This is a genomic window from Siphonobacter sp. BAB-5385, assembly GCF_002261125.1.
GTDB lineage: Bacteria > Bacteroidota > Bacteroidia > Cytophagales > Spirosomataceae > Siphonobacter.
The window spans coordinates 1-11,126 of record NZ_NMPS01000148.1; the positions used below are offsets into that span (position 1 = coordinate 1).

The 11,126-nt window shown below is 49.0% G+C and carries 10 protein-coding genes and 1 pseudogene; 3 read left to right on the forward strand and 8 right to left on the reverse strand.

Annotated elements, in window-relative coordinates:
• Positions 1–31: 31 nt before the first annotated feature.
• The 3 genes and pseudogenes from BWI93_RS14635 to BWI93_RS27840 all read right to left on the reverse strand — a co-directional run bounded on the left by BWI93_RS14635 (position 32) and on the right by BWI93_RS27840 (position 2,514).
• A complete protein-coding gene (locus tag BWI93_RS14635; protein ID WP_094812565.1) occupies positions 32–1,456 on the reverse strand; it encodes a succinate CoA transferase in 1,425 nt (474 codons plus the stop codon).
• A 342-nt stretch (positions 1,457–1,798) separates the two neighbouring features.
• Positions 1,799–2,362 (reverse strand): annotated as a pseudogene (locus BWI93_RS14640) (DUF1080 domain-containing protein); the annotation flags it as partial.
• A complete protein-coding gene (locus tag BWI93_RS27840) occupies positions 2,338–2,514 on the reverse strand; it encodes a hypothetical protein (RefSeq protein ID WP_176454231.1) in 177 nt (58 codons plus the stop codon). The gene BWI93_RS27840 and the pseudogene BWI93_RS14640, both read right to left, overlap by 25 nt.
• 557 nt (positions 2,515–3,071) lie before the next feature.
• Between BWI93_RS27840 and BWI93_RS14650 the strand changes: the two genes are divergently transcribed.
• Positions 3,072–4,073, forward strand: coding sequence for a glycosyltransferase family 9 protein (locus BWI93_RS14650; protein WP_094812571.1), 1,002 nt, complete (start codon positions 3,072–3,074; stop codon positions 4,071–4,073).
• A gap of 70 nt (positions 4,074–4,143) precedes the next feature.
• On the opposite strand, the gene BWI93_RS14655 is transcribed toward BWI93_RS14650, so the two are convergent.
• The 5 genes from BWI93_RS14655 to BWI93_RS14675 all read right to left on the reverse strand — a co-directional run bounded on the left by BWI93_RS14655 (position 4,144) and on the right by BWI93_RS14675 (position 8,202).
• The gene (locus BWI93_RS14655; protein ID WP_094812573.1) at positions 4,144–5,199 is read right to left on the reverse strand and encodes a sugar phosphate isomerase/epimerase; all 1,056 of its coding nucleotides are present in this window, start codon (positions 5,197–5,199) and stop codon (positions 4,144–4,146) included.
• 74 nt (positions 5,200–5,273) lie between these two features.
• Positions 5,274–6,419: a Gfo/Idh/MocA family protein gene (locus BWI93_RS14660; RefSeq protein ID WP_094812575.1), complete on the reverse strand. Its 1,146-nt coding sequence runs from the start codon at positions 6,417–6,419 to the stop codon at positions 5,274–5,276.
• A 19-nt stretch (positions 6,420–6,438) separates the two neighbouring features.
• Positions 6,439–6,795: a DUF5615 family PIN-like protein gene (locus BWI93_RS14665; RefSeq protein ID WP_094812577.1), complete on the reverse strand. Its 357-nt coding sequence runs from the start codon at positions 6,793–6,795 to the stop codon at positions 6,439–6,441.
• On the reverse strand, positions 6,795–7,040 hold the full coding sequence (locus tag BWI93_RS14670) for a DUF433 domain-containing protein (protein WP_094812579.1): 246 nt from the start codon (positions 7,038–7,040) through the stop codon (positions 6,795–6,797). Before BWI93_RS14670 ends, BWI93_RS14665 begins: the two co-directional genes overlap by 1 nt.
• A gap of 25 nt (positions 7,041–7,065) precedes the next feature.
• On the reverse strand, positions 7,066–8,202 hold the full coding sequence (locus tag BWI93_RS14675) for a Gfo/Idh/MocA family protein (protein WP_094812581.1): 1,137 nt from the start codon (positions 8,200–8,202) through the stop codon (positions 7,066–7,068).
• Between the two features lie 410 nt (positions 8,203–8,612).
• Here BWI93_RS14675 and BWI93_RS14680 point away from each other — a divergent pair, with 410 nt between their 5' ends.
• Both BWI93_RS14680 and BWI93_RS14685 read left to right on the forward strand, forming a co-directional pair.
• Positions 8,613–9,866 carry a sugar MFS transporter gene (locus BWI93_RS14680; protein WP_094812585.1) on the forward strand — a complete coding sequence of 418 codons (1,254 nt, stop codon included), beginning with the start codon at positions 8,613–8,615 and terminating at the stop codon, positions 9,864–9,866.
• A gap of 100 nt (positions 9,867–9,966) precedes the next feature.
• Positions 9,967–10,800 (forward strand): SMP-30/gluconolactonase/LRE family protein, encoded by an 834-nt coding sequence (locus BWI93_RS14685; RefSeq protein WP_094812583.1) that lies wholly within the window; start codon positions 9,967–9,969, stop codon positions 10,798–10,800.
• The last annotated feature ends 326 nt before the right edge of the window (positions 10,801–11,126 follow it).

Below are 11,126 nucleotides of genomic sequence, written 5' to 3' on the forward strand. Positions count from 1 at the left end.
AGGGGAGCCGATCGGCTCCCCTTTTTCATTGTTAACTCAATTCTGTTACCGATTTCTTCATGGTTCCGGTCGTGGCCAGTCGCGTATGCCAGCTAAAGGCTTCTTCCAGGACGTGCGGCGTGTGTCCGCCCCGCTGACAGGCCCGCTCGTAGTACGATTGCAATTCGTCCCGGTAATCCGGATGTACGCAATTGGCAATAATCACTTTCGCCCGCTCCCGGGGAGCCAGTCCGCGTAGATCGGCGAGCCCCTGATCCGTTACCAGAATATCAACGTCATGCTCGGTATGATCCACGTGCGAAGCCATCGGTACCACGTGTGAAATGGCATTTTCCTTCGAGGCAGCCTGCGTCACGAAAATGCTCAGGAAGGCATTACGAGCAAAATCGCCGGAACCACCAATCCCATTCATCATGTGCGTACCACTCAAATGCGTAGAGTTGACGTTTCCGTAGATGTCAAACTCAATGGCCGTATTGATACCAATCACGCCCATGCGGCGAATGACTTCGGGAGCATTACTGATGTTCTGTGGACGGAGTACAACTTTATCGCGGTACAGGTTCAGGTTGTTCATAATCCGGTGATACCATTCTTCCGAAACCGTAATGGACGACGCGGAGGCGTAGGTCATTTTTCCGGCATCAATCAACTCAAAGGTGCTATCCTGCAATACCTCCGAGTACATGGTCAGGTTTTCGTAATCACTCTTCAAAAATCCGGACATTACGGCATTAGCCACTTTTCCGATACCCGCCTGCAAGGGTAAAAGCGACTTCTTGAGCCGTCCCTGCTTGAATTCATTTTTAAAGAAATCCAGTAAGTACTCGGCAATGGCCGTCGTCTTCACATCGGGTGGTACCACCGTCGCCGGACTATCCGGAATGTTGGTGATGACAATCGCTACGATTTTCTCGGGATCAACGGGAATGGAGGTACGACCGATTCGGGAAGAAGGCGAGGTAATCGGAATAATGGAACGTTCAGGATAGCCTCCCGTCAGAAAGATGTCATGCAGCCCCGACAAACCCAGCGGCATCGAAAGATTTACCTCCACGATCACCTGCTGGGCCAGAGCCGCAAAGTGAGCCGAGTTCCCCACGGATGTGGTAGGCACCAAACTTCCATCTTCCTCAATCTTAGTTACTTCAATAACGGCAATGTCTACCGGAGGCAGATGTCTGTTCTGGAGTTGTTCAACGGTTTCGTAGAGGTGATGGTCAATGAACATGACTTCCCCCGCATTAATACTCTTCCGCAATACCGGATCCACCTGAAACGGCATCCGTCGGCTGAGTACGTGGCTGGTGGTTAGAGCCGCATCGGTATTATGGCCCAGCGAAGCTCCCGTGAGTAAGGTAATATGCAGGGGTTCAGCCTGAGCCCGACTGGCCAGGGCGGGCAGTACGGCTTTACTATCGCCAGCTTTGGTAAAACCGCTGGATCCTACGACCATCTGGTCTTTAATGAGGGCGGCCGCTGATCGGCTGTTACTAGTTTATCGATGAGTTCCCGGCGTAAGATTCGGTCCTGATACATAATTCTTGAATGGTTTTCTGGGCACATTCAGGATATTCTCTGGATGCACTAAATCATTAACAAAACAAGGGTACGTCCGCTCCACTTGCACTGACTTTTGTGAGTTGGTGAGCGTACAGAAATCAGTTTCCATAAAAAAACACGCCCGTTGTGCGAGCGTGTTTTGTATTCGTAAGCCTGGACCTTCAGCAAAAGGCTTTCTCCGTTGGTTGGAGTATTGCACTCACACCGATGATTGGGTTCGGCAGACATCCCATTTCTAGTGTTTGATTTCGCGAATCTTAATGTTACGGAACCACACGGTATCGCCGTGATCCTGCAAACTAAAACGGCCCGTAGCGGCTTTGGCAAAATCGGGCATAGACTTGAATTTCGACTTAGCGACCATTTCTGCAAACTGAGGCGTACTCATGTCCGTTTCCACCACTTTCACGTCATTTTGATAGATTGTGAATTTGCCCTGATCCAGTACTACCCGCATGGAATTCCACTGTCCGGCAGCATTCGCATTCTGGGGCTGAGCCGGAATCAGATCGTACAAACTACCCGCCCGATGGCTTTCGAGCTTGCTGTCGGAATGCCGCTCATTATCGATCACCTGAATTTCAGGACCCGTCAGCCAGGGATAACGGTACTTTTTACTTTCCACGACGTGAAACATCACCCCGCTGTTACCATTTTCGGCAATCTTGGAATCGTACTTCAATTCAAAATTGGTGAATTCTGCGTCCGTAACAATGTCACCGGCAGTTGCTCCGGATTTACGGGCGTCCGCATCCAGCTTCAGCGTTCCATCCTCTACTTTCCAGGCGGTACCAATACCCTGACCATTATACGTATGCCAGCCGTTGGTCGTTTTTCCGTCGAATAGTAATTTAAAACCTGCTTTTTTTCTGCTTTAGAAAGCTTGTTGGGAGATTGGGCAAGACAGGCAACGGTCATCAGTGACAGAATGCCAATTAATGTCTTTTTCATGAATCTGAGGTTAACTAGTTGAAATGCAATGGTTTGCTTATCGACCCGTGGAACAAAGATGCGTATAGTCCTTTCCGCCCGCGTCGATGCCGGACAAAGCTAGTGGCAAAAACACGATTGCCTGCCGGGAAAGCGACATTTTCTTCGGTGTTCCCGGCTCTACTTTCTTATCCTCGATGGGATTTATTTACTGAAATTCAGTCGCTTATCACATTGGCACATCCATACACATTACCGCAGTGCCTTCCGACAACAAAGCCATTTTACTCGACGTATGTTTTTTCGTCTCCTTATTTTCGAGACTGGTCTTCTTATCAAAAGAATCCTCACTTCCTCCAGCCAAAACGTACGAGTAATCCTCTTCAGGGGCTATCTTTACAGCCGTTTTAATTGCCTCCCTATTTCTATTAAAATTCTTTAATCGGAACCGGATGGAAAGGGGAATGTTTACGTTTGTATTCTGCAAGCAACGCATCTATGTCCCGTCGTGTCTCAATGGGCTGTTATTCATGATTCTGATCCTCCGGTGCGTGATCTATTAACTCTTTGATTACCCTATGCCATCGTCTAAAAATAACCTTACTAACAAGCATGTTTTAATTTGTCGTACCGATGCCGTGGGGGATATGGTTTTGGCGATGCCGGTTTGTGGTTTAATCAAGGAATACTTTCCATCCTGTAAAATCTCCGTCTTAGGACGTACGTATACCCGGGACATCGCTCAGGCTAGTCGACACATTGATGGTTTTGTCAATTTCGACGACTGGCAGGGGAAAAGTGTAGAGGAAATCAATACCCTGCTGGCCACTGAAAAGATTGACGTGGCCATTCACCTGAAGGATTTAAGTACGGTGGCCTGGCAGCTGAAACGGGCCGGGATTAAGAAGCGAATCGGTACGACTAACCGGTTGTATCACTGGTTTACCTGCAATACGCTCGTACCGCTCAGCCGAAAAAACTCGGGTTTACACGAAGCCCAACTGAACGTTAAATTGCTCCGGGGGCTCAATATTAAACGGGACCTTTCCTGGAATGAAGTTTCAGATTATTACGGCCTCAGTCGTTTTCAACCCCTCAATCCAACGTTTGAAGCCCTGCTATCGCCCGATAAGTTTAACCTGATTATCCATCCCAAATCGCACAAAAACAGCAAGGAATGGAGTCTGGACAATTACTCGAAACTCGTTCATCGTATTGACCAGAATCGCTTCAAAGTCTTTATTAGTGGCTCACAAAAAGAACACGAAGAACTACTGCCCTGGGTACAGCAGCACGAAGGCCTGATTACCGACATTAGTGGAAAACTTCCCTTGAGTCAGTTCATTACCTTCATCAGCCAAGCCGACGGTCTGATTGCCTGTAGTACAGGTCCCGTACACATTGCGGCGGCGGCGGGTATCTTTACGCTGGGTCTGTATACGGATATTAAAACCAAGGATGCGGGTCGCTGGGGTCCGGTCGGAAAGAAAGCCGAGTCGCTAACGGCCCTGAATGCCGACATGGAAACGATTACGGTCGATGATATTCTAAACAAAATAAACGCCTGGCAGAAGCCCTAGGCGTTCCATAAAAAAGAGTCCGGATACTGAATCTGGACTCTTTTTTTATACCCTTGATCTGCCGTTTGGTCTACGACAAACCCAGTACTTTTTTGTTGAACGCATCATCCGAACCCGTACCAGCGAAATCGTCAAAAGCCCGCTCGGTTACGCGAATGATATGGCTTTCAATGAAAGGGGCTCCTTCAGCGGCTCCCTGCTCGGGATGCTTGATGGCACACTCCCACTCCAGTACAGCCCAGCCATCGTAATCGTACTGAGCCATTTTACTGAAGATGCCACTGAAATCCACCTGTCCATCGCCGAGTGAACGGAAGCGTCCGGCCCGATCTACCCAACCCTGGTAGCCACCGTACACGCCCTGTTTGCCCGAAGGATTGAACTCGGCATCTTTCACGTGGAAGGCATAAATCCGATCGTGGTAGAAATCAATGAATTGCAGGTAATCCAGCTGTTGCAACAGGAAGTGACTCGGATCGTAGTTGATCCCCGCCCGTGGGTGGTTGTTCACTTTTTCGAGGAACATCTCGAAGGAGATACCATCGTGGAGATCTTCGCCGGGGTGCAGCTCAAAGCCTACGTTTACGCCCGCTTCGTCGAAAGCATTCAGAATGGGCGTCCAGCGTTTAGCCAGTTCCGTAAAAGCCATATCCACGAGTCCAGCCGGACGTTGGGGCCAGGGATAGACAAATGGCCAGAGTAAAGCTCCGGAGAACGTTACGTGCGACGTGAGTCCCAAATTTTGACTGGCTTTCGCCGCCAGAATCATTTGTTCGGTAGCCCAGGCCTGCTGACCCGCGGGATCGTTGGCCAGTTCAGCCGGACCAAAACCCGAAAACATCGTGGCGTACGAAGGATGTACGGCTACCAGCTGTCCTTGCAGGTGCGTAGACAATTCGGTAATCTCAACGCCAATATCGGCGAGTTTGCCCTTCAACTCATCGCAGTAGGTTTTCGACTCGGCCGCGGTTTTCAGGTCGATCATTCGGGGATCACCACTGGGCAGCTGAAGTCCCTTGTAACCCAAATTCGCCATGTAACGGGCGATGCTATCGAGTGAATTAAATGGCTCCGTATCTCCTAAAAACTGAGCCAGGAAGATACCCGGTCCTTTTAGTGTTTTCATAGTAAATTAGTTATGAGTGAATGAATGATGATAACACGAGTGCATAACCCATGTTATCATCATTCTAAAATACTCTATACTTCCACCCAGGCTTGCTTGGTGTTGGATTCGAGGATTTTTTCGCAAATCAGTAACTCGCGGTATCCGTCAGCAAACGTTGGGAAGGTTGGTTTTTCCGGCATTTTACCCGCTTCGATAGCGGCATACACTTCCTTAAACATTTGCTTGGACGTATCGGCGAAACCTTCGTTATGGCCGCCGGGGAAGGTGATAATCGAGCGAACGTCGGGGTGTACCAGCGACGGATCCCGCAGCAGTACTTCATTCGCTCCATCGCGTTTACCGATCCACAACTCGTTGGGAGCTTCGGAATTCCAGGCAAAGGATTTTTTCGATCCGGCGATTTCGAGTTTCAGCTGGTTCTTCCGGCCTGCTGCCACTTGTGATACCGTAATCACGCCGCGGTTTCCGTTGTTGAAACGGAGTAATACGTTAGCGTGGTCTTCCGTCGTGATGGGTACGTCGGCGTAATCTTCGGGTTGCAACATTTTGCCCGAGTAGGTTTCTACGGGCTTCAATGGCTTCTTACGCGTTTTATGAATGATGTTGAAATCAGCAAGTACAGCTACGGTTTTCAGGCCGGTGATGTACTCGATGATGTCCATCAGGTGCGAGCCGATGTCGGCAATCGCACGGCTGTTGCCCGACTTATCGGGTTCCAGACGCCAGCTGTAATCGGTTTCGTAGAACAGCCAGTCCTGGAGGTACGAGCCCATTACGGAGTACACGTCGCCCAGTTCGCCACTTTCGTGCATGGCTTTCATCTGACGAGCCAGCGGATAATATCGCAGGTTGAAGTGAACGGCATTCACCAGACCCGTCTGAGCGGCTAGTTCTACCAGTTCTTCGGCTTCGTGGAGGTCTTTAGCCAGCGGTTTTTCGCAAACCACGTGTTTACCCGCCAGCAAAGCAGCTTTTGACTGCGAATAGTGAAGGAAGTTAGGCGTACAGATATGCACAACCTGAATGTCATCCTGCTTCAGCAGTTCATCGAAAGTGTACGAACGCTCGATGCCCAACTGAGCAGCTTTCGTAGCGGCGAGTTCAGCGGTTACTTCGCACAGGGCGGCTACTTCTACATTCGGCAAACGCCGCAACGCCTCAATGTGAGCGGGTCCGATGAAGCCCGTACCAACTACGCCTACTTTAATTTTGGTCATTTTTTGAATTGGTGAAAGTTTAGATTTTTCGCTGACGAATGATGAAGTTTTCATCGATTACCGAAAAATTTCCTGTCAATTGAACGTCAGCATTCGTTAAAAGCTCATGTATGAACTGCCCGGGAGCTTCGGGGGTAAAGGAATTCCATCGAAAATAAACGACTCCCGCCAGAGGCTTATATCCTTTTTTGAAAATCAGTTCACCGTAATCCCGATCAAAAGTAAGAATCGTACGGTTTTCCTGAATGGCAAGGTTCATTACTTCTTCATCTTTCGATCCAGAATAGTGTTCACCAACGGATATAATATCGACGTGACGTTCCCGCAACCACTGAATACTGGCTTTGGGAAAGTTTTCGTTGGCTAGTATTTTCATCAGGCCGCTTTTGATGGAATGGATTGATGAAACAGTAAGCCATCCCGCAGGCAATCCTGAATATATCCGAACACGGCCTGCAAGTCCTCACGAGACAACTGAGGATAGTTCTCGAGAATAGTCTGTTCCGACCATCCATCGGCTAGTCTGCCAATCAAAAATTCAACTGAAAGTCGGGTTCCTTTAATGACGGGCTTCCCTAGTAATACCTGTTCGTCTGATTCAATTCGCTCCTGCCAGTTCATACTACGTAAAGAAATTTAGTTGAGTCTACTCAAACTTCGTCCAGACGGCTCCATTGCTGTTCGACTTCAGCACCGTATCAATGAACGCCATTCCGCGTAAACCGGCTTCTACTCCGGGAAAATCGAAATCGGGATCAGGTTCCTGACCGGCTTCCTTCGCCCGTACGGCAAAAGCGAAGTTACGGTACAGACTGGCAAAGGTTTCCACGTATCCTTCCGGGTGACCGGCGGGCTGACGGGTGTGTACCTGAGCTGCCCGGGACTCGGCATTCACTCCCGTACGAATAATCCGGGAGCCTTTTTCCTGATTGGTCCAAACCAGCGTATTGGGTTCCATTTGTCGCCATTTCAGACCGCCCAGTTCGCCGTATACGCGGATGTTCAGGTCATTCTCCTCGCCGTTGCAAATCTGACTGTTGTGCAAAATACCCTTAGCTCCGTTTTCAAAATGAAGCAGCATATTGGCATCGTCATCGAGCTGGCGACCTTCCACAAAAATCGTCAGGTCAGCGAGTAATTCCGTAATTTTCAGACCAGTGATGTATTCCGCCAGGTTTTCGGCGTGTGTACCAATGTCGCCCACGCCACCAGCGGCCCCACTCTTGGAAGGGTCCGTACGCCACGCGGCCTGTTTGTTCGTACCGCTCGATTCCACCAGTTGAGACAACCAGCCCTGCGGATACTCGACAATCACTTTGCGTACCTTGCCGATGGCTCCGGATTTGATCAGGTGACGGGCTTCCTTCACCATGGGATAAGCCGTGTAATTGTGCGTCAGGCAAAAGACCAGATTTGTCTTTTCCCAAATGGCTTTCAATTCTTCGGCTTCGGCCCGGTTCAATGTGATCGGTTTGTCCAGTACCACGTGAAAGCCATTTTCCAAGGCCATTTTTGCGGGCGGAAAGTGCATGTGGTTGGGAGTTACGATGGATACAAAATCCATACGTTCACCCTCGGGAAGTTCTTTTTCCCGCCGAATCATTTCTTCAAAGCTGCCGTATACCCGATCCTCCGGCAAATACAGGGCTTTACCTGTTTCTTTTGACTTTTCAGGATTAGAACTAAAGGCTCCGCAAACGAGCTCAATTTCGCCATCTAAAGCGGCTCCCCGACGGTGTACAGAACCAATGAAAGCATCGAGACTGCCTCCAATCATTCCCATTCTGAGTTTTCTGGCCATGGATAGAGGTTTTTTGACTACGTGTGAATGTTTAATGGAAAGGTATGTACGGAAGAAAATACGCTGCCGCATTTACTGCGATGTACCCTGATTTTAGTACTAAACGGTCAGGCGAAATGTTTTCGGCAGGCGGTAATCCTTCTTCTTCCTTCGATACAAGCTGCCAAAGTTTGACAAGAAAATGCATATTTCAAATGAAGAATCGACATAAGCCGGAGAAAGTACCGGTTTGGCATACCGAATTTTTCACGCTTGCGTTTCAAGAATAAACCCTATTCTTTCTAGCAAAAATGCCCATCTTTTCGTTTTTTAGCCGAACTATTCATATGCACATTCCCTGTGCTAAACGTCAAATCATTCATACTAAACCCTTTATCTAAACCTCAATGGCTATGATACAGTCCGTTAACCGGGATCGTTTGTTTCTGGCAAGCTGCTTCGGTCTAATTACCACTGCCATGATTTTTGGAATTCGGGCCGGAATTCTTCCCCAACTGGGTGCCGAATTTGGGCTTACCTCCAAAGAACTTGGCTATGTAAACCAAATGGCTTTTCTAGGTTTTCCCATTGCGATGATCGTAGGCGGCCCGCTGTACAACATCATCGGTCCCAAACGAATTGTATGGGTGGCTTTCGTAACGCACCTGATCGGGATTGTCAGTACCATTTTCGCCGACGGTTTCTGGACTCTGCTGCTTTCTACCTTCTTCGTTGGTTTTGGTAATGGTACCATCGAAGCCGCCTGTAATCCCATGGTAGCCGATATGTACGAAGGCAATCAAACGACCAAGATGCTGAGTCGCTTTCACATGTGGTTTCCCGGCGGTATCGTCATCGGAAGTCTGGTCTCTAAATTCATGACCGACGCCGGATTGGGCTGGCAGTTACAGATGGGGGTTATTCTGATTCCCTTGGTGTTGTACGGCGTTCTGTTTTTTGGTCAGTTATTCCCGGAAAGTACGGCCGAAGAAGGTCACTCCAACACGACCAACATCAAGGCTATGCTCTCGCCGCTGTACATTTTCATGCTGATCTGTATGGCCCTTACGGCCATTTCCGAATTCGGTCCGGAACAATGGGTAGGTCCTATTCTGGAAAAAGCCGGAGCCAGCCCCATGCTGATTTTGGCTTTGGTGACGGGCTTGATGGCCGTTGGTCGTTACTTTGCCGGACCTCTGGTACACAGCCTTAATCCCACGGGCGTACTCTGGGCTTCCTCGGTTATTGCTACGATCGGTATTGTACTGATGAGTCAGGCTACGGGTGCTATGGTTTATGTTTCGGCGGTCATCTTCGCTATCGGTGTATGCTACTTCTGGCCGACGATGATTGGTTTCGTGGCCGAATATATCCCTAAATCCGGAGCCTTCGGGATGTCCATTATCGGTGGTATGGGGATGTTCTCTACGTCTATCTTCCAACCGATCATTGGTGGCTGGATTGACGATGAAATGAAAAATGCTACCGCACGCGGACTGACGGGCGATGCCGCTCAACTGGCTGCCGGACAGGAAACGCTCGATAACATGGCCATTTTCCCGGCCATTCTGATTATCGCCTTCGGTGTCCTGTGGTTTGTGATGCGTAACAAGAAACCCGGCCATCACCACGATGAAACGCTGGCCGCTCAACAGCCTCAGTTATAATTTTTGCCTACCTTTGTATAAAGTTTAGGCAGATGAAGGCTGGAAAGACGGACGTTTTTCCAGCCTTTTTTACTATTCCAATCCCTCTTTTCACTCGTATATGAAATACCTTGTTTTAGCGACCAGCCTGCTCTCAGGCCTTGCGGCTTCGGCTCAGGTTCAGCTACAAAAACTCTGGGAAACTGACTCTACCCAACTTCGTACACCCGAGTCCGTACTGGTGGATCCAGCCAGCAGTTCTATTTACGTCAGTAACATCGACGGTAAACCCTGGGAGGCCGATGGCAAAGGCTTCATTTCGACGCTGGCCGCCAATGGTCAGGTACAAACACTGAAATGGGCCGAGGGTCTCAACGCTCCCAAAGGCATGGGGATTTCGAAGGGAAAAATGTACGTAGCGGATATTACTGAAATTGCGGTTATTAACGTCCGCAGCGGCCACATCGAACGAAAACTGAAACCCGAAGGAGCCGTAAACCTCAATGATGTAACCGTTGGCCCTAACGGCGATGTGTACGTGACGGATTCGGGCAATAGCCGGATTTATCAGGTAAAAGGTAAAAACGTATCGGTATACCTGGAAAGTCCCGAGTTACAGCGACCCAACGGCATTAAATTCGTGGGTGACCGGATGTTCGTACTGACGTCCGGTAGTGGCGTTTTCTATGAAGTGAATCCGGATAAAAGCTTGAAGAAACTCGCCGAAGGCTTGCCCTCCGGCGATGGCATCGAACCCGACGGTACTAACTTTTTTCTCTCGCGTTGGGAAGGGGTGCTGCACTACTGGTACGCTGCCGACGGCAAACTCGTTCAGGTACTGGATACGCGGGCTCAAAAGAAAAACTGTGCTGACATTGGCATCGATCAAAACAAGAAAGTGCTGTACGTGCCTACGTTCAATGGGAATACAGTAGCCGCTTACCAGATTCCCTAGCTAGCCTTCGACCCGGGTTGTAATAAGTTGCAAAGAAAACTCGGGTCGAAGTATTCATTTTCGGGATATATCCGTGAGAAGATGGTCGCAAATACCTTATAAATCCTTTTTTCGGCCCGATAGACGCTTCCCGGGCATTTTCTTGAACAAAAGCCATAAAACGCATAAACTTTAAAAGAAAGAAAACTTTTTTTAGACGATGACTTGCGTTCGCGTCTGACAATCCCTTATCTTTGCACCACGTTAAACGAAACGGCTTAGCAAATCGCAAAAAACGTATCGATTAATACCTTAAATGGTCCGTTCGTCTAGGGGTTAGGACGTAT